The sequence below is a fragment of the Mycobacterium asiaticum DSM 44297 genome (genome assembly GCF_000613245.1).
GTDB lineage: Bacteria > Actinomycetota > Actinomycetes > Mycobacteriales > Mycobacteriaceae > Mycobacterium > Mycobacterium asiaticum.
In genome coordinates, this window is record NZ_HG964936.1 from 430815 (window position 1) to 454430 (window position 23616).

Below are 23616 nucleotides of genomic sequence, written 5' to 3' on the forward strand. Positions count from 1 at the left end.
AACAACACACGGGTCGCTGAGCCCGGGGGAACGGGCACCGCCCGCAGGACGGCTATGCGCGGTCCCCGTTTTCGCGTGCGTCGTCGAGCGGCCAACCCTGGGCGGCGAGCCGGACGCGGACCCGCTCGATGTCCTCGGGAGATGGAAGCTCATCGGTGTGCTGAGTGATCGCGACGCCGATGTCGATGTTGTCGATCTGCAGGTCGCCGCGGCGAGTCAGTTCGTCGGCGACCGTCCGGATCTCGTCGTTGGTCAACCGCCGCGCCAATAAGGCAAGCACGGCAAAGGAATCCGTCGGCGGAATGCCTTCGGGATACCCCGCCCGCAGCCACGCAACGATCGAACTGAGGAATCGGTTCATTCTGCGATCAACTCACCCGCCGAAGATTCAACAGATTCCCATGTTAAACGCATGAGGAGGATGCGGCGTCACGCTGGCTTGGCACCCAGGAAGGGATAGTGCGTGTGGTGGGCGATGAAATCTCTGGCGATGTAGAGCACGCCCAGGATCACCACCACCGCCACCAGCGCGTAGATCAGCCATCCCACCGCCGACAGCAACGGGCGCGCCCTGCCACCCGCGTTGTTCGCCCCAGCGGCTTGCAACCGCACCCCGAGGGCGAACAGTCCCGGCAGCGCCGCCCCGGCCAGCAGGCTGAACAGCAGGATCTTGCCGGTCGCTTCGATGTTGAACCAGGCGTTCACGAGGCGCTCCGCGCCGGGACCTGGCCGTCGGATTCGGGTGCCGAAGCACCCGGCTTAGGGCCCATGACGTGCGGTGGCGGTAGGTCGGGGCCATCCAGCCCCGCCGTCAGATTGCCTTCCCACTCGGCGTTGACGTTCTTGTGGTCCACCTTGACCCGACGCGAGCGCAGGTAGATGGTCGCAGCGACCGCGATCAGCAGCAAGAAGCCGATGATCGCACCGGGGTAGCCGCCGATGAGGTGCACGATCCAGTAGGTGAGCGCGCCCACCAGCCCCGACAGGGGCAGCGTCACCAGCCACGCGGTCGCCATCCGGCCGGCCACCCCCCAGCGCACCTCGGCGCCGGGCTTGCCCACCCCGCTGCCCAGCACCGACCCGGTGCACACCTGCGTCGTGGACAGCGCGTAACCGAAGTGGGCCGACAACAGAATGACTGCGGCCGAGGATGATTCGGCGGCCATGCCCTGCGGCGACTTGATCTCGACCAGTCCCTTGCCCAGCGTGCGGATGATCCGCCAGCCGCCCAGGTAGGTACCGCCGGCCATCGCCACCGCGCAGCACACGATCACCCACAGCGGCGGCATGCTGGCGGTCTTGCTCACCGATCCGTAGGACATCAGCGCCAGGAAGATCACGCCCATCGTCTTCTGCGCGTCGTTGGTGCCGTGGGCCAGCGACACCAGCGACGCCGAGCCGATCTGACCGCGCCGGAGACCTGCCTCGGTGCGCTGGTCCCCGACGCCGCGGGTGATCCGGTACACCAGCCAGGTGGCGGCCGCCCCGACCACGATGGCCAGCGCCGCGGCGATGACGGCTGGGATGACGACCTTGGAGACCACGCCCTTCCAGATCACGCCGTGCCCGCCGACCGCCGCGATCGTCGCGCCGACAATGCCGCCGATCAGCGCGTGCGAGGAACTCGAGGGGATACCGAGCAGCCAGGTCAGCAAATTCCAGACGATGCCACCGACCAGGCCTGCGAACACCAGCTCGAGGGTGACCAGATTCGCGTCGATCAAGCCCTTGGCGATCGTCGCCGCCACGGCCGTGGACAGGAACGCGCCGATCAGGTTCAGCACCGCCGAGAGCGCCACCGCCGCCTTGGGAGCCAGCGCGCCACTGGCGATGGACGTCGCCATCGCGTTGCCGGTGTCGTGAAAGCCGTTGGTGAAGTCGAAAGCCAGCGCCGTGATCACGACGATGATCAAGAGGAACAACTGGATGTTCACAGGCCCTGATTCTTGTGGTCGGGAGTATCGCTTGTCGAACGATTGATTAGGCGAAATGCAGGAATATCGCGAGTCGTCGCCAGATGTTACCTATCAGTTCACCCTGGGTTCGTCCGCGCTCATTGGCGGGTGTCTTCGCGTAGCGGATGGCCCTTGGGCACCTCAATGAAAATGAGCGTGACACCGTCGGGATCGATTACGTGCATCTCGTGCAGGCCCCACGGTTCGCGGCGTGCCTCGCGGGCTATCGACACGCCCCGGCCGCGGAGTTCGGCCTGGGTCGCTTCCAGGTCACGCACCTGCAGCCACAGCGCCCCCGGGAAGGGGCCCCGAGAGTGATCCGGCTCGCCGTAGCCGGCCAGCTCCAGCAAAGACTGACCGGCGAAGAAGACGGTGCCCGCCCCGTATTCGCGGGCAATCGCCAGCCCGATTTCGTCGCGGTAGAACTGCAACGAGCGCTCATAGTCGGCCGGCCGCAGGAGCATCCTGCTCGCCAGAATCTCCATCACTCGTGTCTAGCACGCCTAGGTGGTCGGGCGCCGCTGCATGAGCGTGTTGACCCAGCGCGGGCCGACGGTGTTCAGCGCCTTGGCCGCTATTGCCATCCGGGGGGCGATCTGCACCGGCCGCGTGCGGGCGGCGGTGATCATCCATTCGGCGGCTTCTTCTGAGGTCAGGGCGGGCATGCCCTCGTACGCCTTGGTCGGCGCGATCATCGGCGTCGCCACCAGCGGGTAGTACAGCGCCGTCGAGTGCACACCCTTGGGGCCCCACTCGGTCTCGGCTATCCGGGTTACGGACGTCAGCGCCGCCTTCGAGGCGTTGTAGACCGAGAACAGCGGCGCGGCCTCATTGAGCACACCCCACGTAGAGACGTTGATGATGTGGCCGTCGCCGCGTTCGATCATCCCGGGCGCCAGCCCGCGAATGAGCCGCAGCGGCGCGTAGTAGTTGAGCACCATCGTCCGCTCGACGTCGTGCCAGCGTTCCAGCGACTGCTCCAGCGGACGGCGGATGGACCGCCCGGCGTTGTTGATCAGGATGTCGACTCCGCCGATGCGCTTCTCGACGTCGGCGACCAGCGCATCGACCGCAGCCATGTCGGACACGTCGCACGGGATGGACATCGCCGTGCCCCCAGCGGCAGTGATGCGGTGGGCCAGGTCGTCGAGCAGGTCCCGGCGGCGGGCGACGACGACGACGGTGGCGCCGCGCTCGGCGAACTGCCCAGCCGCCGCCTCCCCGATGCCCGACGACGCGCCGGTCAGCAGGATGCGCTTGCCGTCGAGGTCGACGGGCTTGGTTGCGGGACGGTTCACCAGCACCTGGGGCGACGCGGGTGGGCGCATGCTGGCCAGGACCAGCTGGTCGGTCAATCGCCGCAGTGGACTCTTACTCACGCTAAGAGTCTAGGAGGGGCTTTAGGGTGTCGAGCGTCACGCCAGGGTGACGTTGGGCGCCGACCACCACCCTGGCGTGACGCTCGGCGAGCCGCGGCTCAGAAGTAGCGCGGGAAGGGACTCCAGTCGGGCGGCCGCTTCTGCAGGAACGCGTCGCGGCCCTCGACGGCCTCGTCGGTCATATAGGCCAGCCGGGTCGCTTCCCCGGCGAACAGCTGCTGACCAACCAGGCCGTCGTCGAGCAGGTTGAACGCAAACTTCAACATGCGCTGCGCCTGTGGCGATTTGGCGTTGATCTCGGCCGCCCACTGCACGCCCACGCTTTCCAGGTCCGCGTGGTCGACCACCTCGTTGACCGCGCCCATCTGGTGCATCTGCTCGGCGGTGTAGGGCCGGCCCAGGAAGAAGATCTCCCGGGCGAATTTCTGCCCCACCTGACGGGCCAAATAGGCACTGCCGAAGCCGCCGTCGAAACTTCCCACGTCGGCGTCGGTCTGCTTGAACCGGGCGTGCTCGCAGCTGGCCAACGTGAGGTCGCAAACCACATGGAGGCTGTGCCCGCCGCCGGCGGCCCATCCGTTGACCAGACAGATCACCACCTTGGGCATGAACCGGATCAGCCGCTGCACCTCGAGGATGTGCAGCCGGCCGGCCCGCGCCGCGTCCACGGTGTCGGCGGTCTCACCGCTGGCGTACTGGTAGCCGCTGCGTCCTCGGATCCGCTGATCGCCCCCCGAGCAGAACGCCCAGCCGCCGTCCTTCGGCGAGGGCCCGTTGCCGGTCAGCAGCACCACTCCCACGTCGGGGGACATCCGGGCGTGGTCGAGCACCCGATACAGCTCGTCGACGGTCTGCGGCCGGAACGCGTTGCGCACCTCCGGGCGGTCGAACGCCACCCGCACCGTGGCGTCCTGCACATGGCGGTGGTAGGTGATGTCGGTCAGGTCGTCGAACCCGTCGACGAGTCGCCACTGTGTCGCATCGAATGGGTTGTCGCTCAAGGCTCTTGAACTCCGTCCTGGTTGATGGTGAGGTCGCCGCAGCTGATCGTCTGAGCGCTCGTCACCACGGGATCCTGCGCGGACGCGGCGGTCAGTGTGTCCGACCGCCCGGTGGACGCCACGGTGCCGTTCAGGTCGATCTCGGTGTCCGGCAACCCATCCCCGTCCAGATCGCCGACCTCGCGTTCCGCGGCCCCGGGCGGCGCCGGGCTGCCGCCGGGTGCGCAACCCGGCGCGGCGACGGCCCGAGGCGCGGGCAACGCAAGGAAGGCCACGGCCAACGGTACGACGAGCAGCGGGCGCAGCATCAAACCGGATCGAACCGGAACACCGCGCAGCGTCCGGCCAGCGCCTCGAACTCCTCGGGCCGGCCTTCGCTGATGAGTCCGGCCCGCTTCATGAAACTGACGCCGGTCGGGACCTCGTCGGGAAACGCCCGCAGCACCGGCTTGGCGTCCTCGGGTGAGAGTTCGACGAGCCGGACGCGTTCGGCGGTGCGGCCCCGCTGCAGCGTGACTTCGCTTGCGGCCCTGACGTTTTGAACCCAGTCGGCACCAGGGAAGCCGCCCACGACATAGCGGTGGCCCTCGAAGTTCATCGGGGTGATCGGTGTCGAGCGGGGCTTGCCGGACTTGCGGCCGGGGACCGTCAGCACCACCGGGCTCTCGCCGCCGAACTTCATGCCCAGCTTCGACATCCGGATGAAGACTTTGTTCGCGGGCTTCAGCCACCACGGGGGTTTGATCCGCTCAGCCATGCCGCCAGCGTAGCCGTCACCTTCCTGTGCCGAGCAGACGCGAAAGCGCCCCGACACGCCGTGAGAAAGGTGCGGCAGCGTCTGCTCGCGCAAGCTACTAGCCGACCGCGCGGCCGGCGCCCTCCCAGAACTGCGCGCGCACGGCCTTTTTGTCCGGCTTGCCCAACCCGGTCAACGGCAGCGCGTCGACAACCACCACCCGCTTCGGCGACTGCACCGAACCCTTGCGCTCCTTGACCGCGGCCTGAACCTCGGCGGTCATGGCTTCGATCGCCGCGTCGTCGCGGGCCGCGTCGGCGCGCAACACCACCACCGCGGTGACGGCCTCGCCCCACTTCTCGTCCGGCGTGCCCACCACACACACCTGCGCGACGGACGGGTGCTCGGCGATCACGTCCTCGACCTCGCGGGGGAATACGTTGAAGCCGCCGGTGACGATCATGTCCTTGACCCGGTCGACGATGAAGTAGAAGCCGTCCTCGTCCTCGCGGGCCATGTCGCCGGTGTGCAGCCAGCCGTCTTTGAATGTCTCTGCCGTCGCCTCCGGCTTGTTCCAGTAGCCGGCGGCCAAAAGCGGTCCGCTGACACAGATTTCGCCTGGTTCGCCCTGCGGCACCGGCTTGCCGTCCTCGCCGAGCAGCGCCACCCGGGCGAACAGCGTCGGGCGCCCGCAGGAGGTCAGCCGCTTCTCGTCGTGATCGGCCTTGGCAAGGTAGGTGATCACCATCGGCGCCTCCGACTGGCCGTAGTACTGGGCGAAGATGGGGCCGAACCGGCGGATCGCCTCGGCCAGCCGCACCGGGTTGATCGCCGAGGCGCCGTAGTACACGGTCTCCAGCGACGACAGGTCCCGGGTGTGCGAATCCGGGTGATCCATCAGGGCATACAGCATCGACGGCACCAGCATGGTGGCCGTAATGCGTTGCTCCTCAATTACTCTCAAGACTTCGCCTGGGTCGAATTTGGCCAGCACCACCATCTCGCCGCCTTTGACGACGGTGGGGGTGAAGAACGCCGCACCCGCGTGGGACAGCGGCGTGCACATCAGAAACCGCGGGTGCTCGGGCCACTCCCATTCGGCGAGCTGGATCTGGGTCATGGCGGCGATGTTGCCGGTGGTACCCATCACGCCCTTGGGCTTGCCGGTGGTACCGCCGGTGTAGGCCATGCCGCCGATGTGGTCCGGCGGCAGATCCGCCACCACCAGCGGCTGCGGGTCGTACTTGGCGGCTTCGGCGGACAGGTCGACGGCCACACCCGCCAACGCCTCGGGCACCGGGCCGATGGTCAGGATCTGCTTGAGCGAGTCCACCTTCTCCAGCAGTCCAAGCGCACGCTCGACGAACATGGGATTCGGATCGATGATCAGCGAGCTGGCGCCGCAGTCCGACAGCACATAGGCATGGTCGTCCAGGGAGCCGAGCGGATGCAGGGCGGTGCGCCGGTAACCCTGTGTCTGGCTGGCACCGAGGATCATCAGGACTTCGGGCCGATTCAGCGACAGCAGACCCACCGTCACGCCGGTGCCCGCGCCGAGCGCCTCGAACGCCTGGACGTACTGGCTGATCCGCTCGGCCAGCTGACCGCCGGTCAGCGTGGTATCGCCGAGGAACAGCACCGGCCTGTTCTTGTGGCGCTTGAGCGCGCCGGCGAGCAGGTGGCCATTGTGGGTCGGATTGCGCAACAGATCGTCACTCATAAGGTCAGATTAGAACGTGTTGCAATTCCGCTCGGCCGCACCCTTGCGCAGCGCACTTATCAGTAGGGTTACTGCCCATGGTCGCCGCAGATGTCGTCATTACCGGAACCGTCCTCACCGTAGATGAAAACCGGCCCACCGCCGAGGCGATCGCGATTGCCGACGGGCGAATCGTCGCCATCGGCGACCGTTCCGACGTCGAATCCCACGCAGGCGAAAAAACCCGTCGCATCGACATCGGCGACGGCTGCGTCATGCCGGGTTTCGTTGAGGCGCACGGCCATCCGCTGATGGAAGCGGTCGCGCTGTCGGATCGGATCGTCGACATCCGTCCGGTGACCGTTCGCGACCCCGCGCAGGTCGTCGACACCATTCGGCGCGAGGTTGCCAGACGCGGAGCCGAGGGCGCCTACCTCAACGGCTGGGACGCCCTGCTGCAGCCGGGACTGCCGGACCCCACGCTGAGCTGGCTTGACGATGTCGCACCGGACGGCCCGTTGGTGATCATTCACAATTCCGGGCACAAGGCCTACTTCAACTCCCGTGCGGCGCAAGCCAACGGCCTGACCCGCGACACCCCGGACCCCAAGGGCGCCAAATACGGCCGCGACGCCGGCGGCGAACTCGACGGCACCGCCGAGGAGATCGGCGCCGTGTTCCCGCTACTGGGCGGCGCCGTCTCAGCCGGCAGCTACCCGGACATGCTGCGCGCCGAATGTGCCCGGCTCAACCGGGCCGGGCTCACCACTTGCTCCGAGATGGCCTTTGACCCGAAGTTCAAGCCGCTGGTCGAGCAGCTACACAACGACCTGACCGTGCGGCTGCGCACCTATGAGGTGTCCAACGCGCAGATGTCCACCGACGCCACGCCGGGCGACGGCGACGACATGCTGCGCCAGGTCGGCATCAAGATTTGGGTGGACGGCTCGCCGTGGATCGGCAACATTGCGCTGTCGTTTCCCTACCTGGATACCCCGGCCACCCGCAGCGCGGGCATCCAGCCCGGGTCCTGCGGCTGCGCCAACTACACCAGGGAGCAGCTGACCGAGATCGTCGGCGCCTACCTGCCGCTGGGCTGGCAGATGGCCTGCCACGTGCAGGGCGACGCCGGGGTGGACACCATCCTGGACGTCTACGAAGAGGCGCTGCGCCAACACCCGCGCGACGACCATCGGTTAAGACTCGAACACGTCGGCGCCATCCGGCCCGAGCAGCTGCAGCGGGCCGCCGCGCTGGGCGTCACCTGCAGCATCTTCGTCGACCAGATCCACTACTGGGGCGACATCATCGTCGACGGCCTGTTCGGGCCCGAACGCGGCAGCCGCTGGATGCCGGCCGGGTCGGCCGTGGCCACCGGGATGCGCATCTCGCTGCACAATGACCCACCGGTGACGCCCGAGGAGCCGCTGCGCAACATCAGCGTCGCCGCCACCCGGGTGGCCCCGAGCGGACGGGTACTCGCGCCCCAGGAGCGGCTCACCGTCGAGCAGGCGATCCGGGCCCAGACCATCGACGCAGCGTGGCAGCTGTTCGCCGACGACGTGATCGGCTCGCTGGAGGTCGGCAAGTACGCCGACCTGGTGGTGTTGTCGGCCGATCCGCGGACGGTCCCACCCGAGCAGATCGCCGACCTGGACATACGGGCGACCTACCTGGCCGGCCGGCAGGTCTATCCGTAGTGACCCCGACGCTGTCCGACCTGCTGGACCGCCTGCACGTCGTTGCCCTGCCCATGCGGGTCCGCTTCCGCGGCATCACCACCCGCGAGCTGGCGCTGATCGAGGGCCCGGCCGGCTGGGGCGAGTTCGGGGCCTTCGTGGAGTACGAGCCGCCCGAGGCCGCGCACTGGCTCGCCTCAGCGATCGAGGCGGCCTACCAACAGCCGCCGCCCTCGCGCCGGGACCGGATCGCGATCAACGCGACGGTGCCGGCGGTCACCGCCGCCGAGGTGCCCGAGGTGTTGGCGCGTTTCCCTGGGGCCCGCACCGCCAAGGTCAAGGTCGCCGAGCCGGGCCAGAACCTGGCGCAGGATGTGCAGCGGGTGAATGCGACGCGGGCATTGGTCCCGACCGTGCGGGTGGACGCCAACGGCGGCTGGGATGTCGAAAGCGCCGCCGTGGCCGCCGCCGCACTGACGGCCGACGGCCCGCTGGAATACCTCGAACAGCCCTGCGCCGCCGTCGCCGAGCTTGCCGAACTGCGGCGTCGCGTCGACGTGCCGATCGCCGTCGATGAAAGTATCCGCAAGGCCGACGACCCGCTGGCCGTGGTCCGCGCCGGTGCGGCCGACGTCGCGGTCCTGAAAGTGGCTCCGCTGGGCGGGATTTCGAAGATGCTCGAGATCGCCGGGCAGATCGACATTCCGATCGTGGTCTCCAGCGCGCTGGATTCGGCGGTCGGGATCGGCCGCGGTCTGCTCGCCGCCGCGGCCCTGCCGGAGCTGCGGCACGCCTGTGGGCTGGGCACCGGACGGTTGTTCGTCGACGACGTCGCCGCGCCCGCCGTGCCCGTCGACGGGTTCCTGGGAGTCGAACCAGTGACACCCGAACCGGCGCGGTTGGCGGCCTTGGCGGCGCCGGGGGACCGGCGGCAGTGGTGGATTGACCGAGTCAAGGTTTGCTACCCGTTGCTTGTACCGTCGTTCGGGTGATCAACCTGGCTTACGACGACAAGGGGACCGGTGAGCCGGTTGTCTTCATTTCCGGGCGCGGTGGCGCCGGACGCACCTGGCACCTGCACCAGGTGCCGGCGTTCCTGGCCGCCGGGTATCGCTGTGTCACGTTCGACAATCGCGGCATCGGCGCCACCGAGAACGCCGCGGGTTTCACGGCCCAGACCATGGTGGCCGACACCGCGGCACTGATCGAATCCCTGGATCTCGGGCCGGTACGTCTGGTGGGGGTGTCGATGGGTTCGTTCATCGCCCAGGAACTCATGGTGGTCCGGTCCGAACTGGTCAGCTCCGCCGTGCTGATGGCTACCCGCGGTCGCCTGGACCGGACCCGGCAGTTCTTCCACCAGGCCGAGGTCGACCTGGACGCGGCCGGACCCGGGCTGCCGCCCACCTATGACGCGAAAAACCGGCTGCTGGAAAGCTTTTCCCGCAAGACCCTCAACGACGACGCCGCCGTCGCGGACTGGATCGCGATGTTCAGCATGTGGCCCACCAAACTCACGCCGGGTTTCCGCACCCAGCTGGACGTCGCGCCGCTGACCAATCGGCTGCCGGTCTACCGCACCATCGCCGCGCCCGTGCTGGTCGTCGGCTTCTCCGACGACGTGATCACGCCGCCCTACCTGGGCCGCGAGGTCGCCGACGCGCTGCCCAACGGCCGCTACCTGCAGATCCCCGACACCGGTCATCTGGGCTTCCTGGAACGCCCGGACGCGGTGAATGCGGCGATGCTGAGGTTCTTCGCCGGGATGAAGGCCTAAGCCGCTGCGACGCAGGTTGTGACACTCTGTAGTAGTGAACCCCTCGACGACCCAGGCGCGCGTCGTCGTCGACGAATTGATCCGGGGTGGCGTGCGCGACGTGGTGCTGTGCCCCGGCTCCCGAAACGCACCGCTGGCGTTCGCCCTGCACGACGCCGACCGGACCGGCCGGCTGCGGTTGCACGTGCGCATCGACGAGCGCACCGCAGGCTACCTGGCCATCGGGTTGGCCATCGGGGCCCCAAACGGTCCTGCGCCGGTGTGCATCGCGATGACCTCGGGCACCGCGGTGGCCAACCTCGGACCCGCGGTCGTTGAAGCCAACTACGCCCGGGTGCCGCTGATCGTGCTGTCCGCCAACCGGCCCTACGAAATGCTGGGCACCGGCGCCAACCAGACCATGGAGCAGTTGGGCTACTTCGGGTCGCAGGTGCGCGCCACCATCAGCCTGGGTCTGGCCGAAGACGCCCCCGAACGGATTCCCGCCCTGAACGCCACCTGGCGCTCTGCCACCAGCCGAGTTTTGGTGGCGGCCATGGGTTCTCGCACCGCCAACGCCGGGCCGGTGCATTTCGACATCCCGCTGCGGGAACCCCTGGTGCCCGACCCCGAACACCTGAACGCGCCCACCCCGCCCGGACGCCCCGACGGCAAGCCCTGGACCTACACGCCGCCGGTCACCTTCGACCAACCGCTCGACATCGACCTCACGCCCGACACCATCGTCATCGCCGGGCACGGCGCGGGCAGCTACCCAAATCTCGCGGAACTGCCGACCGTCGCCGAGCCGACGGCACCGCCGGTCGCCAACCCGTTGCATCCCCTCGCGCTGCCGCTGTTGCGTCCCCAGCAGGTGATCATGCTCGGCCGGCCGACCCTGCACCGCCCGGTCTCGGCGCTGCTGGCCGACCCCAGCGTGCCGGTGTATGCGCTGACGACGGGTCCGCGCTGGCCGGACGTGTCGGGCAACTCCCAGGCCAACGGCACCCGGGCCGTCACCTCGGGAGCGCCCAACCCCGCCTGGCTGCGCCGCTGTGCCGAGCTGCACCAGCAGGCGGTCACCGCGGTGCGCACCCAGCTGGCCGAACACCCGCTGACCACCGGCCTGCATGTCGCCGCCGCCGTGGCCGATGCGCTGCGGCCCGGTGACCAACTGGTGCTGGGGGCGTCGAACCCGGTGCGGGACGCTGCGCTGGTCGCGCTGGACACCCACGGCATCCAGGTGCGGTCCAACCGCGGCGTCGCCGGCATCGACGGGACAGTGTCCACCGCGATCGGCGCCGCGTTGGCGCACGAGCGCGTCGGCTGCCAGGAGGACCCGCCCCGTACCGTCGCGCTGATCGGTGACCTGACGTTCGTGCACGACAGTTCCGGACTGCTGATCGGGCCCACCGAGCCCACGCCCCGCCGCCTGACGATAGTGGTGTCCAACGACAACGGCGGCGGGATCTTCGAACTGCTCGAGCAGGGCGACCCGCGCTTCAGTGATGTCTCGTCCCGGATCTTCGGCACCCCGCACGACGTCGACGTGGGCGCGCTGTGCCGCGCCTACCACGTGGAAAGCCGGCAGATCGAGGTCCAGGAGCTGGCCGCCGCCCTCGACGAGCCCGGCGAGGGATTGCGGGTGCTGGAAGTCAAGGCGGACCGCTCATCGCTGCGACGATTGCACGCGGCCATCAGGGCGGCCCTTTGAAGTCGCTGAAACGGTTGGTGCGCATATTGATTCACGGCACCACCGAAGACAGGCCGGACACCAGGGCCAGGATTGTGGTGCGCTGGGCGCGCATCACCGTGCTCATTGTGACCTTCCTGGTGACCCTGCAATCGGTGCTGCTGGTGGCCGGCGCGTGGCGCAACGATCTGGCGATCCAACGCAATATGGGGGTGGCGCAGGCCGAGGTGCTCAGCGCCGGGCCGCGGCGCTCCACCATCGAGTTCGTCACGCCCGAGCGGGTCACCTATCGGCCCGAACTGGGGGTGCTTTACCCCTCCGAGCTCGCCACCGGCATGCGGATCTATGTCGAGTACAACAAGCGCGACCCCAACCTGGTGCGGGTGCAGCACCGCAACGCCGGGCTGTCGATCATCCCGGCGGGGTCGATCGCGGTGGTCGGCTGGTTGGCGGCCGCCATCGCGTTGACGCTGCTCGCGGTGCTGGACAAGCGGCTGTACAAGCGCACCGGTTCGTAGCCCTGGTTTCCACGGCGCGTATCCCTGTGGCAACCTTTCCGACAGGCGGCGCTGCCACCGTGGTGTCGTGCGCGTTGCGATCGTCGCCGAATCGTTCCTTCCACAGGTCAACGGTGTCAGCAACTCGGTGGTTCGGGTCCTCGAGCACCTGCGCCGAACCGGGCACCAGGCGATCGTCATCGCGCCGGACAACCCGGCCGGCGAGCCGCGGGCCGACCGGCTGCACGACGGTGTCTGGGTGCATCGGGCACCGTCACGGATGTTCCCAAAGGTAACAACGCTGCCGCTGGGCGTGCCCACTCCGAAGATGTTGCGGGTGCTGCGCGGGTTCGATCCGGACGTGGTGCATCTGGCTTCACCGGCGCTGCTCGGCTACGGCGGCATGCTCGCCGCGCGCCGACTCGGTGTACCGACGGTGGCGGTCTATCAGACCGATGTGCCGGGTTTCGCCGCCAGCTACGGCATCCCGATGACCACCCGGGCCGCCTGGGCATGGTTCCGGCACCTGCACAGCCTCGCCGACCGCACCCTGGCGCCCTCCACCCCCACCATGGAAGTCCTTGCCGCACAGCGTTTCCCGCGGGTACACCGGTGGGCCAGGGGAGTGGACCTGATCCGCTTCGCGCCCTCGGCGCGCGACGAGACACTGCGCCGCCGGTGGTCCCCGCACGGCAAGCCGATCGTCGGCTTTGTTGGCCGCCTCGCCCCCGAAAAGCACGTCGAGCGCCTTGCCGGTGTGGCGGCCGACGACTCGGTGCAGGTCGTCGTGGTCGGCGATGGCATCGACCGCGCCAAGCTGCAATCAACAATGCCCGCAGCGGTTTTCACGGGGGCGCTGTACGGCAGCGAGCTCGCCGCGGCATATGCCAGCATGGACGTCTTCGTGCACCCCGGCGAACACGAGACGTTCTGTCAGGTCGTGCAGGAAGCGCTGGCGTCGGGGTTGCCGGTCATCGCCCCCGACGCCGGCGGCCCACGCGACCTGGTCACCCCGTACCGGACCGGGCTGTTGTTGCCGGTGGAACAGTTCAAGGCGCAACTGCCAAATGCCGTGGCGCACCTGCTGCAGCAACGCCGGCGCTACGCCCCGGCGGCGCGGCGCAGCGTGCTCGGCCGTAGCTGGCCGGTCATCTGCGACGAGCTGCTCGGCCACTATGAAGCGGTGCTTGCCGCTCCGGCGCGGCCAAGCATCACCCGGCGCTACGCCTGAGCCCTTAGCCCTGCGCCAGTTCGGCGACGGGCTGCCATTCCTCCCAGGTGCGCAGCCGGTTCTGGTAGTCCTCCTTGGCGATCTGCAGCGGCCCAGCCCCGAAAAACACTCGCAGCGGCGGGTTTTCGGCATCGACCACCTTCAGCACGGCCGCCGCCGAGGCCGAGGGATCGCCGGGTTTGGCCCAGCGCTGCTTGCGCCACTCGTCCTGCGTGGCGTGTACGTCGGCGTAGTCGGGCAGGCGGGCGGCGCGCTTGGAGGACGACCCGCTCCAGTCCGTGTCGAAGCCGCCGGGTTCAATCAGCGTGACGTGCACGCCGAACGGCGCGACCTCCTGGGCCAGCGCCTGGGAGAAACCTTCCAGCGCCCACTTGGATGCGTGGTAGATGCCGACATCGGGAAACGCGCTGATGCCGCCGATCGAGGAGACCTGGATGATGTGCCCGCTGCCTTGTGCCCGCAGATACGGCAACGCCGCCTGGGTGATCCACAGCGCGCCGAAGACGTTCGTTTCAATCTGGTCGCGAGCCTCGTGCTCGGTCAGCTCCTCGATGAACCCGAACTGCCCGTAGCCGGCGTTGTTGACCACGATGTCCAGGCGTCCGAAGTGGTCGTGTGCCTGCTTGACGGCAGCAAAATCTGCCTCCCGGTCGGTGACGTCCAGCTGGATCGGCAACACCGCGTCACCGTATTGGCTGACGAGGTCGTCCAGCGTCGCCGTGTTTCGTGCGGTGGCGGCCACCTTGTCGCCACGTTTGAGTGCGGCGGCGGCCCATTCCCGTCCGAAGCCGCGCGAGGTACCGGTGATAAACCAAACTTTTTCGCTCACGCGAAGATGTAACGCCGTGACCGGCGGTGCATTCCCGCGCGCGCCGGGCCGGTAGCGTCTGAGGCGTGAGCCGTGCGGACCTCGACAAAGATCCCCGCGACGTCGCGTCGATGTTCGACGGCGTCGCGCGCCGCTATGACCTCACCAACACCGTGCTCTCGCTGGGCCAGGACCGGTTCTGGCGTAGGGCCACCCGCGCGGCGCTGGGCATCGGGCCAGACCGTAAGGTGCTCGATCTCGCCGCGGGCACCGCCGTCTCGACGGTCGAGTTGGCCAAGTCGGGCGCGTGGTGTGTGGCGGCTGACTTCTCCGTCGGCATGCTGGCCGCTGGCAGCGCGCGGGCGGTGCCCAAGGTCGCCGGTGACGCGACCAGGCTGCCGTTCGCCGACGAGGTATTCGATGCGGTGACAATCAGTTTCGGCCTGCGCAATGTTGCCGACTATCCGGCCGCGCTGCGCGAGATGGCCCGCGTCACCATGCCCGGCGGCCGCTTGGTGGTGTGCGAATTCTCCACTCCGACAAACAAAGTGTTCGCCACGGCGTACAAGGAGTATCTGATGCAGGCGCTGCCGCGGGTGGCGCGTGCGGTATCGAGCAACCCCGACGCCTACGTCTACCTGGCCGAGTCGATCAGGGCGTGGCCCGATCAGGCGGCGCTGGCGCACGAGATTTCACGCGCCGGGTGGTCGGCGGTGCGATGGCGCAATCTGACCGGTGGCATCGTGGCGCTGCACGCAGCGTACAAGCCGGCCTGACTAGGTGCCGGCGCGCTGCAGCACGCTGACCTGCTCGGGGCAGTAGTGGTCGATGCCGGCGCCGAGGAACTGCAGCGACTGACCTTGGGTGGTGCCCCGGGGCAGGTTGCGCTGCAGGAACGTTGCCGCCTGGTGGGCGTCGTGGTCGACGCCCCGCTCCAGACGCTGGCAACTGATCTTGGCCAGCCAGGCGTTGTAGTCCTGCGGGCCGTAGATGCCGAAACCGTTCAGGGTTTTGTTGAAAACCTGGTCGTAGTCATCGGCCTGGGCGGGTGCCGCAAACCCGATCGCGGCAACCGCCAGCCCAGCGAAGACAGCCAGCCGTGTGCGCTTCATTAGACGGACTATACACCTGGCTTGTGCACGCTATTGCCCCAGATGCGCCGTGAGCAGCCACGCTGCGACCGACTTGCGGCCGTCGGGTTCGTCGCGGGCGATGAAGCGCTCGCTCGACGAGTTTGGCGGGATGTGCGCGTAGATGCGGGCGGGCCGGATCTCGTCGATCACCCAGTGCTTGGCGACGGCCTCGCGCAGTTCTTCCTCGGTGACCGCAAAAGGCGGGCCGTCGGGGATCGCGGCCTTGTCGAAGACCAGCACGAAGTAGCGGGCCCCCGGAGCGGCGGCCTGCACGATCGCCCGCTGGTAACCCTCGCGCAGCTCGACGGGCATCGAATGGAACAGCGTGCTGTCCACAATCGTGCCGAACCGGCCGGCCGACCCCGGCGGGTAAGCGCTGAAATCGGTGATGTCGGCCACCGCGAAAGTGGCGGTCGTCGCCCCTTGCTTCTGGGCCTCGGCCTGGGCGAGCTTGATGGCGGTCGGCGAGGAGTCCAGGCCCACGGTGTTGTGACCGCGCTTGGCCAACGCCAATGAGATGGCGCCCTCGCCACAGCCGGCGTCAAGCACATCCCCGGTGAACTTGCCCTGCTCGATCAGGGCGGCCAGCTCCGGCTGCGGCTCGCCTAGGCTCCACGGCGGCCGCACGCCCTCGCCCATGTTGGCGGATTCGCCACGGTAGACGGACTCGAACTCGAATTCTGTCGGCGTAGTCATGCCGATAGGTATATCAATGCGCCTGATATATGTCAACCACCTTGATATGGACGAGCAGACGCATAAGCCCCCGACGCGCCGCGCGCCCGGGGGCTTATGCGTCTGCTCGCCCTAGCTAACTGAACGGTGGCCGGCGGTCGATCAACCGCGATGCGCGCCCGCCGCTGCGCCACGCCCTGGCCACCAGGTCGGTGTCTTCATCGGTGACCAGGTTGGCCATCACCCGTACCGCGATGCGCATCAACGCCGTGGAGCGCATCGCGATCGGTCCGGTGGCCGGCAGGAATCGCTGGAAGGTCAGTAGCAGCGCCAATCGGCGGGCGACCGAGAAGCCGCGGGCGTAGTGGTCGGTCAGCAGCGCGGGCCACAGTTGCGAGAGGTCGGGTGTGTCCAGCACCTCGGCGGCCAGCCGGCCGGTCTCCAGCCCGTAGTCGATGCCCTCGCCGTTGAGGGGGTTCACGCAGGCCGCGGCATCGCCGATCAGCACCCAATTGGGCCCGGCCACGCCGGACACCGCACCCCCCATCGGCAGCAACGCCGAGGCCACCGCGCGCGGCCCGCCCTCGAAACCCCACTCGTCGCGCCGCAGATCGGTGTAGTACGAAATCAGCGGCCGCAGCGAAAGGTCGGCCGGTCGCTTGGTGGTCGACAGTGCGCCGACGCCGATGTTCACCTCGCCATTGCCCAGCGGGAAGATCCAGCCATAGCCGGGCAGCACGGCGCCGTCCGGCGACCGCAGTTCCAGGTGCGACGTCAGCCATGGGTCGTCGGCGCGAGCGGTGGCCAGGTAGCCGCGGGCCGCCACGCCGTACACCGTTTCCTGGTGCCAGCGCCGGCCCAGCTTGCGGCCCAGCGAGGACCGGGCCCCGTCGGCCACTATCAGCCGCCCGCAGGACACCTCGGTCCGGTCGGCCAGCGTCAGCGACGTCACGCGTCGTGACGAATCATGATGTGCACCAATAACTTTGGTGCCCAACAGCATTCGCGCACCGGCCTCCTCAGCGACCTTGCGGATCCGGTCGTCGAGCTCCGTGCGCGCCACCGCGCTGCTGTGCGCGGGAAACGAGGGACCCGGCCAGGCAACTTCGACCTCGCCGCCGAAGCCACTCATCCGCAGCCCGCGGTGCTGGATGCGGCCGGCCAGCCACTCGCCCAGCCCCAGCAGCTCCAGCTCGGCGATCGCGCGCGGCGTCAGCCCGTCGCCGCAGGCCTTGTCCCGCGGGAAGCTGGCCGAGTCGATGACCAGCACGTCCCGGCCCGCACGGGCGGCCCAGGCGGCCGCCGCCGACCCGGCCGGTCCGGCGCCCACGACGACCACGTCGGCGTGCAGGGCTCTGGCGGCTTCGTTCTCCACGCCCACCAGTATGTTGGTCGAATGAGAACTCCGGCGACGGTGGTGGCGGGCGTTGACTTCGGTGACGCCGATTTCGCCGCGACCGTGCGCGAGGGCGTGGGCCGGGTCGAGCAGCTCATGGATGCCGAATTGCGTGGCTCCGACGAGGTGATGACGGAGTCGTTGCTGCACTTGTTCCAGGCCGGTGGCAAGCGTTTCCGCCCGCTCTTCACGGTCCTGAGCGCGCACACCGGGCCGGACCCGGACAACCCCGAGGTGACGCTGGCGGGTGCGGTGGTCGAGCTCATCCACCTGGCGACCCTGTACCACGACGACGTCATGGACGAGGCCGAAGTCCGCCGCGGCGCACCGAGTGCCAACGCGCGGTGGGGGAACAATGTGGCCATCCTGGCCGGCGACTACCTGCTGGCGACGGCGTCGCGGCTGGTCTCCCGGTTGGGACCCGACGCGGTGCGGATCGTCGCCGATACCTTCGCCGAGCTGGTGACCGGTCAGATGCGCGAAACCCGGGGAACCCCCGAGGGCGCGGATCGCATCGAGCAGTACCTGCGGGTGGTCCATGAGAAGACGGGCAGCCTGATCGGGGCCGCGGGCCGGTTCGGCGGCATGTTCTCCCGTGCCGACGACGAGCAGATCGAACGGTTGAGCCGGCTCGGCGCCATAGTGGGTACCGCGTTCCAGATCGCCGACGACATCATCGACATCGACAGCGAGTCCGACGAATCCGGGAAACTGCCGGGAACCGACCTGCGGGAAGGCGTCCGCACCCTGCCGATGCTTTACGCGCTGGAAGAAACCGCGCCCGAGGGCGCGCGGCTGCGTGAGCTGCTGGCCGGGCCCATCCACGACGATGCCGAAGTGGGCGAGGCGTTGCGGCTGTTGCGGTCGTCGTCAGGAATGGTCAAAGCCAAGGAGACCCTGGCGCAGTACGCCGATCAAGCACACCACGAGCTGGAGCTGCTGCCTGACAGCCCCGGCCGGACCGCGCTGCGGGCGCTGGTCGACTACACCGTCAGCCGGCACGGATAGGACGAATGCCCGCCGTCCGGAACCATGACTGTCCGCTCGAGCGTTGATCGGCTGAAGTCAAGACAAGCTGAGGTGTTCGTAGGAGGACACAAAAATGACCTGGCATCCGCATGCCAACAGGCTGAAGACCTTCGTGCTGTTGGTCGGTATGTCCGCGTTGATCGTGTTCGTCGGTGCCCTGTTCGGGAAGACGGCGCTCATCCTGGCGACGCTGTTCGCCGTCGGCCTCAACGTCTACACCTATTTCAACAGCGACAAGCTGGCCCTGCGGGCCATGCACGCCCAGCCGGTGTCGGAATTGCAGGCCCCGGTGATGTACAAGATCGTGCGGGAGCTCGCCACCGCGGCGCATCAGCCCATGCCCCGGCTGTTCATCAGCGACACCAGCGCGCCCAATGCGTTCGCGACCGGTCGCAACCCGCGCAACGCCGCGGTGTGCTGCACCACCGGCATCCTGCAGATCCTCAACGAGCGCGAGCTGCGCGCCGTCCTGGGCCACGAGCTGTCCCACGTCTACAACCGCGACATCCTGATCTCCTGCGTCGCCGGTGCGCTCGCCTCGGTGGTCACCGCGCTGGCCAACATGGCGATGTTCTTCGGCGCGTTCGGCGGGAACCGCGAAGGTGGCGCCAATCCCTTTGCGTTGCTGCTTGTTTCGCTGCTGGGTCCGATTGCCGCCACGGTGGTCCGGCTGGCGGTGTCGCGCTCGCGGGAGTACCAGGCCGACGAATCCGGAGCGATGCTGACCGGTGACCCGCTGGCGCTGGCGTCGGCGTTGCGCAAGATCTCCGGCGGGGTGCAGATGGCTCCGTTGCCGCCCGAGCCGCAATTGGCCAGCCAGGCACACCTGATGATCGCCAACCCCTTCCGCGCCGGGGAGCGCATCGGGTCGCTGTTCTCCACGCACCCGCCGATCGAGGACCGCATCCGCCGGCTGGAGGCGATGGCCCGCGGCTGATTCGGGTACACCTGCCGTTTCAACAGCGAGCAGGGCAACCCCAAAAGGCTGTGATTGCAATGCTGCAGGGCAAATCGATGAAGTTCATGAAGCCGGCGTCTCACTGAATGTTGCTTCGCTGATCTTCGAACCCGGGCCGGTGCGCAACTGGGCAAGCGGCTGCACAATCGCGATCGAGGCCGACTAGGGCGCCTCGGTCCGCATTGGCGCACAAGCGATTACGGGTTTCGAACCGGTCGGCGACCCTAGAAGCCGGACCCGTGCACCTCGTGGCCCGGGGTCTCGGCGGCCAGACCGCGGTAGGCCTGCTCGACCGAGGACCCGTGGTTGATCACCGCGTCGACCTCGCGCGCGATCGGCATGTTCAGCCCGAACTCGTTGGCGAACTCCATGATTACGCTGGCCGCCTTGACGCCCTCGGCGACTTGGTTCATCGATGCGATGATCTCCTCGATCGGTTTGCCCGCGCCAAGTTGCTCACCGACGTGCCGGTTTCGGCTGCGCTGACTGGTACACGTGACGATCAGGTCGCCGAGGCCGGCCAGGCCGGGGAAGGTCTGGGCGTCACCGCCCATCGCCACTCCTAGTTTGGTCATCTCCCGCAACGACCGCGCGATCACCAGCGCGCGGGTGTTCTCGCCGATACCCAGCGAGTAGCCCATGCCGACGGCGATCGCGAAGACGTTCTTCAGCGCGCCCGCCATCTCGACGCCGACGACGTCATCGGTGGTGTAGACGCGGAACAGGCGGGTCCGGAACAGCGTCGACAGCCGGGTGGCCAGATGCTGGTCGGGCATGGCCAGCACCGCGGCGGCGGCGTAGCCCTCGGCCACCTCGCGGGCGATGTTCGGCCCGGCCAGGATTCCGGCCGGGTGCCCGGGCAGGATCTCCTCGATGATCTGCGACATCCGCATGTTGGTGCCCTGTTCGAGCCCTTTGACGAGCGAGACCACCGGCACCCACGGGCGCAGTTCCTTGCCCAGTTCGGTGAGCACGCCGCGGAACCCATGCGACGGGACGCCCATCACGATGACGTCGGCGCAATTGGCTGCCTCCGCGAAGTCGGTAGTGGCGCGCAGGTTTTCACACAGCTCCACCGCGTCGCCCAGGTAGCGGCTGTTGCGGTGGTTCTCGTTGATGTCCTTGGCCGTTTCCTCCGAGCGCACCCACTGCAGCGTCGGCCCTCGGCGCGCGCAGATGGACGCCACGGTGGTGCCCCAGGATCCCCCACCTAGGACAACGACTTTGGGTTCGCGCTTCTCGGCTGCCATGGGAGTTAGCGTAAACCCAGAACTAGCTGACCAAGGCCGCTCGGTCGGCCGCGCGTCCGAACACCATCGCCTCTTCGATCCGGTCGAATCGGTAGTCGATCGCGTCGGCGAAATAGTTCTGCCGGACATTCCACGGCCGCCTGGTTCCCGACTTCGGCAGCGCGTGCAGCGCCCGACGCACATAGCCGGCCTGGATGTCCCAGGCGGGCTTCTCATCCATCGGCTCGTCACCCAGATGTGGGCTCGCGTGGGTGTAATCGTGTGCGGCCATGTATTCGATAAGTTTGGCCGTGGCGCGGGCGGTCATGTCGGCGCGCAGGGTCCAGGACGCATTCGTGTAGCCCACGCACCAGAACAGGTTCGGCACGTCCTCGAGCATGTGCGCCTTATAGACGAAGCGGTCGGTGGGGTTGATCTCGACGCCGTCGAGGCTGATCCGGGTGCCGCCGAGGGCCTGCAGTTGCAGGCCGGTCGCGGTGACGACGATATCGGCGTCCAGGTGCTTGCCGGATTCGAGCGCGATACCGTTGGCGTCGAAATGGTCGATGCGATCGGTGACCACCTCGGCGCGCCCGTCGGCAACGGCGGTGTACAGGTCGGCGTCGGGGATCAGGCAGAGCCGCTGATCCCACGGGTTGTACCGAGGCTTGAAGTGGATGTCGACCGGATAGCCCTCGGGCAGGTTCTGGATGGCCTTGCGGCGCAGCAACCACTTGATGAACGCGGGCGTCTTGCGCGACAAGAACCACAGCAACCCTTCCACCAGGGCGTTGTAGAACCGGATAGCCAGGTGAGCAACCCTGCGGGGCAGCACTTTTCGGCTGAACCAGGCGAACTTGCTGTATTTCGAGGCCGAGATCATGTAAGTCGGTGAGCGTTGCAGCATGGTCACCTTGCCGGCGCGTTCAGCCATCGACGGAATCAGCGTCACCGCGGTGGCCCCGCTGCCGATCACCACCACGTTCTTGCCGGTGTAGTCCAGGTCGTCGGGCCAGTGCTGGGGATGCACGACGGTGCCGCCGTACTGCTCGATGCCGGGGAAGTCGGGGGTGTAGCCCTCGTCGTAGTTGTAGTAGCCGCTGCCGAAGAAAAGGAACCGGGCACGGTACTGCTTGACGGTGCCGTCCTGCTCGCAGGTAACCGTCCAGGTGTCGGTGCTGGAATCCCAGTCCGCGCTGCGCACGTAGCTGTTGAACCGGATGTGCCGGTCGATGCCGTGCTTGCGGGCGGTGTCGGCCAGGTACTCGCGGATGTGGTCGCCGTCTGCGACGCCTTCCTCACGCGTCCACGGCTCGAACGGAAAGCTCAGCGTGAAGATGCTGCTATCCGACCGCACGCCCGGGTAGCAGAACAGGTCCCAGGTGCCGCCGATCTGGTCTCGGCGCTCCAGGATGGTGTAGCGCAGCCACGGGTTGCGCTGCGCGATGCGATAGGCCGCGCCGATCCCGGAAATGCCGGCGCCGACGATCAGCACGTCGAAGCGGTCGGCGTCGACTTGCCGGTGGGTCACGGTCATCGGAACCTCGCTCGAATTAGCGGTAGTTGACGAACTGCAGGGCGACGTCGAGGTCGGCCTGTTTGAGCAGGCCCTGAACGGCCTGCAGGTCGTCGCGCTTCTTGCTGGAGACCCGGACCTCGTCCCCCTGGATCTGGGTCTTGACGGATTTCGGCCCTTCGTCGCGGATGAGCTTGGTGATCTTCTTCGCGTTTTCACTGCTGATGCCCTGTTTCAGGGTGCCGGTGACCTTGTAGGTCTTGCCGGAGGCCTGCGGCTCGCCGGCTTCGAAGGCCTTCATCGAGATGTCGCGACGGATCAGCTTCTCCTTGAAGACATCGACGGCCGCCTTCACCCGCTCCTCGGTGGACGAGGTCAGCTCGATGTTCTCCTCGCCCTTCCAGGCGATTTTGGTGTCGGTCCCGCGGAAGTCGAAACGGGTGGATAGTTCCTTCGCGGCCTGGTTGAGCGCGTTGTCGACCTCCTGCCGGTCGACCTTGCTGACGATGTCGAACGATGAGTCCGCCATGCGATAGCCCTTCCTGATCGTGCTAGCCGTTTGTGAACTGTCTACCCGTTCGTTGTAACCTGCTAGGCGGCAGGTTGCCCGAGCGGCCAATGGGAGCGGACTGTAAATCCGTCGCGAAAGCTTCACAGGTTCGAATCCTGTACCTGCCACCACAGATCAGGGGGTGTCTTCCCCTGACGGAACGGCCTGAGGACGCTGTTTGTCCGCAGGCCGTCCGCAGTAGTTCTGGCCGCGGTGTCAAAAGCGCTGGCTACGGCGTCAAGATCATCAGGGAAAAGATGGCCGCAGCGGTCCAAGGTGAGCACCGCCGTTTTGTGGCCCAGAAGTTTCTGCACCACCTTGACGTTGGCCCCGGCGCTGATCGCCATGGAGGCGCAGGCATGTCTTAGGTCATGCAAGCGAACATCGCGCAGCCCTCGACGGCTGCTGTTGCCTTCTCGAAGCCATAGCGAGCCTGCGCCAGCGTCAGGTAGCTGCCGTTGCGTGGTGAAGTGAACACCAATGCGGACCCGTCTTTATCAGCGAGCTCGGGCTCAAGCAGCTCGGCGAGGAACATGGGGATCGGCACTGTCCGACTGGTGTGGTTCAAATGGAGGCAGAACAGCGGGCGAGAGAGGTGCAAGCGCAACAGCGGCATTTGGAAGCGAGCCGGGCACGCTGGTCGCGCTTCACCACGGTGGACGACGGTGTCGCATCAATAGATTCGTACGCGGGCCA

At 67.7% G+C, this 23616-nt stretch carries 27 protein-coding genes and 1 tRNA gene; 10 read left to right on the forward strand and 18 right to left on the reverse strand.

Annotated features, from left to right (window positions below; all coding sequences use genetic code 11):
• Positions 1-52: 52 nt before the first annotated feature.
• From BN972_RS02050 to fadD8, 9 genes are all read right to left on the reverse strand, one after another.
• Entirely contained in the window at positions 53-361 is a 309-nt protein-coding gene (locus tag BN972_RS02050; protein ID WP_036352302.1) for a DUF3349 domain-containing protein, read from the reverse strand.
• Positions 362-429: 68 nt separating this feature from the next.
• Positions 430-705, reverse strand: a complete 276-nt coding sequence (locus BN972_RS02055) for a hypothetical protein (RefSeq protein WP_036352305.1) — start codon at positions 703-705, stop codon at positions 430-432.
• The gene (locus BN972_RS02060) at positions 702-1934 is read right to left on the reverse strand and encodes an inorganic phosphate transporter (protein ID WP_036352307.1); all 1233 of its coding nucleotides are present in this window, start codon (positions 1932-1934) and stop codon (positions 702-704) included. The genes BN972_RS02055 and BN972_RS02060 overlap by 4 nt, the downstream gene beginning before the upstream one ends.
• Before the next feature lie 119 nt (positions 1935-2053).
• Positions 2054-2440, reverse strand: coding sequence for a VOC family protein (locus BN972_RS02065; RefSeq protein WP_036352310.1), 387 nt, complete (start codon positions 2438-2440; stop codon positions 2054-2056).
• Positions 2441-2458: 18 nt separating this feature from the next.
• Positions 2459-3334: an SDR family oxidoreductase gene (locus BN972_RS02070; protein WP_036352313.1), complete on the reverse strand. Its 876-nt coding sequence runs from the start codon at positions 3332-3334 to the stop codon at positions 2459-2461.
• A gap of 98 nt (positions 3335-3432) precedes the next feature.
• Positions 3433-4335 (reverse strand): 1,4-dihydroxy-2-naphthoyl-CoA synthase, encoded by a 903-nt coding sequence (locus BN972_RS02075; protein ID WP_036352315.1) that lies wholly within the window; start codon positions 4333-4335, stop codon positions 3433-3435.
• Positions 4332-4643, reverse strand: a complete 312-nt coding sequence (locus tag BN972_RS02080; protein WP_036352318.1) for a hypothetical protein — start codon at positions 4641-4643, stop codon at positions 4332-4334. Before BN972_RS02080 ends, BN972_RS02075 begins: the two co-directional genes overlap by 4 nt.
• Complete coding sequence (locus BN972_RS02085) at positions 4643-5092, reverse strand: nitroreductase family deazaflavin-dependent oxidoreductase (RefSeq protein ID WP_036352321.1); 450 nt, start codon at positions 5090-5092, stop codon at positions 4643-4645. Before BN972_RS02085 ends, BN972_RS02080 begins: the two co-directional genes overlap by 1 nt.
• A 97-nt stretch (positions 5093-5189) precedes the next feature.
• On the reverse strand, positions 5190-6791 hold the full coding sequence (fadD8, locus tag BN972_RS02090) for a fatty-acid--CoA ligase FadD8 (RefSeq protein WP_036352324.1): 1602 nt from the start codon (positions 6789-6791) through the stop codon (positions 5190-5192).
• Positions 6792-6868: 77 nt separating this feature from the next.
• Between fadD8 and BN972_RS02095 the strand changes: the two genes are divergently transcribed.
• The 6 genes from BN972_RS02095 to BN972_RS02120 all read left to right on the forward strand — a co-directional run bounded on the left by BN972_RS02095 (position 6869) and on the right by BN972_RS02120 (position 13626).
• Complete coding sequence (locus BN972_RS02095; protein ID WP_036352327.1) at positions 6869-8470, forward strand: amidohydrolase; 1602 nt, start codon at positions 6869-6871, stop codon at positions 8468-8470.
• A 53-nt stretch (positions 8471-8523) separates the two neighbouring features.
• Positions 8524-9441 carry an o-succinylbenzoate synthase gene (locus tag BN972_RS02100; RefSeq protein WP_235192412.1) on the forward strand — a complete coding sequence of 306 codons (918 nt, stop codon included), beginning with the start codon at positions 8524-8526 and terminating at the stop codon, positions 9439-9441.
• Positions 9438-10226 (forward strand): alpha/beta fold hydrolase, encoded by a 789-nt coding sequence (locus tag BN972_RS02105; RefSeq protein WP_036352330.1) that lies wholly within the window; start codon positions 9438-9440, stop codon positions 10224-10226. Before BN972_RS02100 ends, BN972_RS02105 begins: the two co-directional genes overlap by 4 nt.
• Before the next feature lie 34 nt (positions 10227-10260).
• Entirely contained in the window at positions 10261-11919 is a 1659-nt protein-coding gene (gene menD, locus BN972_RS02110) for a 2-succinyl-5-enolpyruvyl-6-hydroxy-3-cyclohexene-1-carboxylic-acid synthase (RefSeq protein ID WP_036352331.1), read from the forward strand.
• Positions 11916-12416 carry a DUF3592 domain-containing protein gene (locus BN972_RS02115; RefSeq protein WP_036352341.1) on the forward strand — a complete coding sequence of 167 codons (501 nt, stop codon included), beginning with the start codon at positions 11916-11918 and terminating at the stop codon, positions 12414-12416. The genes menD and BN972_RS02115 overlap by 4 nt, the downstream gene beginning before the upstream one ends.
• Positions 12417-12483: 67 nt before the next feature.
• Positions 12484-13626, forward strand: coding sequence for a glycosyltransferase family 4 protein (locus BN972_RS02120; protein WP_051544962.1), 1143 nt, complete (start codon positions 12484-12486; stop codon positions 13624-13626).
• A gap of 4 nt (positions 13627-13630) precedes the next feature.
• Here the strand turns inward: BN972_RS02120 and BN972_RS02125 are convergent, their stop codons facing one another.
• On the reverse strand, positions 13631-14455 hold the full coding sequence (locus BN972_RS02125; RefSeq protein ID WP_036352342.1) for an SDR family oxidoreductase: 825 nt from the start codon (positions 14453-14455) through the stop codon (positions 13631-13633).
• Positions 14456-14520: 65 nt separating this feature from the next.
• Here BN972_RS02125 and BN972_RS02130 point away from each other — a divergent pair, with 65 nt between their 5' ends.
• Positions 14521-15210 (forward strand): demethylmenaquinone methyltransferase, encoded by a 690-nt coding sequence (locus BN972_RS02130; RefSeq protein ID WP_036352344.1) that lies wholly within the window; start codon positions 14521-14523, stop codon positions 15208-15210.
• On the opposite strand, the gene BN972_RS02135 is transcribed toward BN972_RS02130, so the two are convergent.
• The 3 genes from BN972_RS02135 to menJ form a co-directional block, all read right to left on the reverse strand.
• Positions 15211-15546 carry a DUF732 domain-containing protein gene (locus BN972_RS02135; RefSeq protein WP_036352345.1) on the reverse strand — a complete coding sequence of 112 codons (336 nt, stop codon included), beginning with the start codon at positions 15544-15546 and terminating at the stop codon, positions 15211-15213.
• Between the two features lie 30 nt (positions 15547-15576).
• Complete coding sequence (locus BN972_RS02140; RefSeq protein ID WP_036352348.1) at positions 15577-16263, reverse strand: class I SAM-dependent methyltransferase; 687 nt, start codon at positions 16261-16263, stop codon at positions 15577-15579.
• Positions 16264-16378: 115 nt separating this feature from the next.
• Positions 16379-17593: a menaquinone reductase gene (gene menJ, locus BN972_RS02145; protein WP_200869711.1), complete on the reverse strand. Its 1215-nt coding sequence runs from the start codon at positions 17591-17593 to the stop codon at positions 16379-16381.
• 45 nt (positions 17594-17638) lie between these two features.
• On the opposite strand from menJ, the gene grcC1 reads away from it, so the two are divergent.
• Both grcC1 and htpX read left to right on the forward strand, forming a co-directional pair.
• Entirely contained in the window at positions 17639-18646 is a 1008-nt protein-coding gene (grcC1, locus tag BN972_RS02150; RefSeq protein ID WP_036352350.1) for a nonaprenyl/(2E,6E)-farnesyl/geranylgeranyl diphosphat synthase, read from the forward strand.
• A gap of 94 nt (positions 18647-18740) precedes the next feature.
• Positions 18741-19604, forward strand: coding sequence for a zinc metalloprotease HtpX (htpX, locus tag BN972_RS02155; protein WP_036352352.1), 864 nt, complete (start codon positions 18741-18743; stop codon positions 19602-19604).
• A 245-nt stretch (positions 19605-19849) separates the two neighbouring features.
• On the opposite strand, the gene BN972_RS02160 is transcribed toward htpX, so the two are convergent.
• The 3 genes from BN972_RS02160 to BN972_RS02170 are packed head-to-tail and all read right to left on the reverse strand — an operon-like array spanning position 19850 to position 22899.
• The gene (locus BN972_RS02160) at positions 19850-20875 is read right to left on the reverse strand and encodes an NAD(P)H-dependent glycerol-3-phosphate dehydrogenase (protein ID WP_036352369.1); all 1026 of its coding nucleotides are present in this window, start codon (positions 20873-20875) and stop codon (positions 19850-19852) included.
• A 22-nt stretch (positions 20876-20897) separates the two neighbouring features.
• Positions 20898-22391 carry a flavin-containing monooxygenase gene (locus tag BN972_RS02165; protein ID WP_036352371.1) on the reverse strand — a complete coding sequence of 498 codons (1494 nt, stop codon included), beginning with the start codon at positions 22389-22391 and terminating at the stop codon, positions 20898-20900.
• Between the two features lie 16 nt (positions 22392-22407).
• The gene (locus tag BN972_RS02170; RefSeq protein ID WP_036352374.1) at positions 22408-22899 is read right to left on the reverse strand and encodes a YajQ family cyclic di-GMP-binding protein; all 492 of its coding nucleotides are present in this window, start codon (positions 22897-22899) and stop codon (positions 22408-22410) included.
• Between the two features lie 68 nt (positions 22900-22967).
• Between BN972_RS02170 and BN972_RS02175 the strand changes: the two genes are divergently transcribed.
• Positions 22968-23051: transfer RNA gene (locus tag BN972_RS02175), tRNA-Tyr, on the forward strand.
• Here BN972_RS02175 and BN972_RS28020 read toward each other — a convergent pair.
• On the reverse strand, positions 23022-23267 hold the full coding sequence (locus tag BN972_RS28020) for a hypothetical protein (RefSeq protein WP_080696664.1): 246 nt from the start codon (positions 23265-23267) through the stop codon (positions 23022-23024). The genes BN972_RS02175 and BN972_RS28020 overlap by 30 nt on opposite strands.
• Positions 23268-23284: 17 nt before the next feature.
• Positions 23285-23467 carry a hypothetical protein gene (locus BN972_RS29070; protein ID WP_142277035.1) on the reverse strand — a complete coding sequence of 61 codons (183 nt, stop codon included), beginning with the start codon at positions 23465-23467 and terminating at the stop codon, positions 23285-23287.
• Positions 23468-23616 lie beyond the last annotated feature (149 nt).

Coding starts and splice junctions, on each gene's coding strand:
- grcC1 (WP_036352350.1), top strand. CDS start 17,639: ATGAGAACTCCGGCGACGGTGGTGGCGGGCGTTGACTTCGGTGACGCC.
- BN972_RS02135 (WP_036352345.1), bottom strand. CDS start 15,546: ATGAAGCGCACACGGCTGGCTGTCTTCGCTGGGCTGGCGGTTGCCGCG.
- BN972_RS02160 (WP_036352369.1), bottom strand. CDS start 20,875: ATGGCAGCCGAGAAGCGCGAACCCAAAGTCGTTGTCCTAGGTGGGGGA.
- BN972_RS28020 (WP_080696664.1), bottom strand. CDS start 23,267: ATGGCGATCAGCGCCGGGGCCAACGTCAAGGTGGTGCAGAAACTTCTG.
- BN972_RS02140 (WP_036352348.1), bottom strand. CDS start 16,263: ATGACTACGCCGACAGAATTCGAGTTCGAGTCCGTCTACCGTGGCGAA.
- BN972_RS02050 (WP_036352302.1), bottom strand. CDS start 361: ATGAACCGATTCCTCAGTTCGATCGTTGCGTGGCTGCGGGCGGGGTAT.
- BN972_RS02085 (WP_036352321.1), bottom strand. CDS start 5,092: ATGGCTGAGCGGATCAAACCCCCGTGGTGGCTGAAGCCCGCGAACAAA.
- BN972_RS02095 (WP_036352327.1), top strand. CDS start 6,869: ATGGTCGCCGCAGATGTCGTCATTACCGGAACCGTCCTCACCGTAGAT.
- BN972_RS02080 (WP_036352318.1), bottom strand. CDS start 4,643: ATGCTGCGCCCGCTGCTCGTCGTACCGTTGGCCGTGGCCTTCCTTGCG.
- BN972_RS02170 (WP_036352374.1), bottom strand. CDS start 22,899: ATGGCGGACTCATCGTTCGACATCGTCAGCAAGGTCGACCGGCAGGAG.
- BN972_RS02065 (WP_036352310.1), bottom strand. CDS start 2,440: ATGGAGATTCTGGCGAGCAGGATGCTCCTGCGGCCGGCCGACTATGAG.
- BN972_RS02165 (WP_036352371.1), bottom strand. CDS start 22,391: ATGACCGTGACCCACCGGCAAGTCGACGCCGACCGCTTCGACGTGCTG.
- BN972_RS02100 (WP_235192412.1), top strand. CDS start 8,524: ATGCGGGTCCGCTTCCGCGGCATCACCACCCGCGAGCTGGCGCTGATC.
- fadD8 (WP_036352324.1), bottom strand. CDS start 6,791: ATGAGTGACGATCTGTTGCGCAATCCGACCCACAATGGCCACCTGCTC.
- htpX (WP_036352352.1), top strand. CDS start 18,741: ATGACCTGGCATCCGCATGCCAACAGGCTGAAGACCTTCGTGCTGTTG.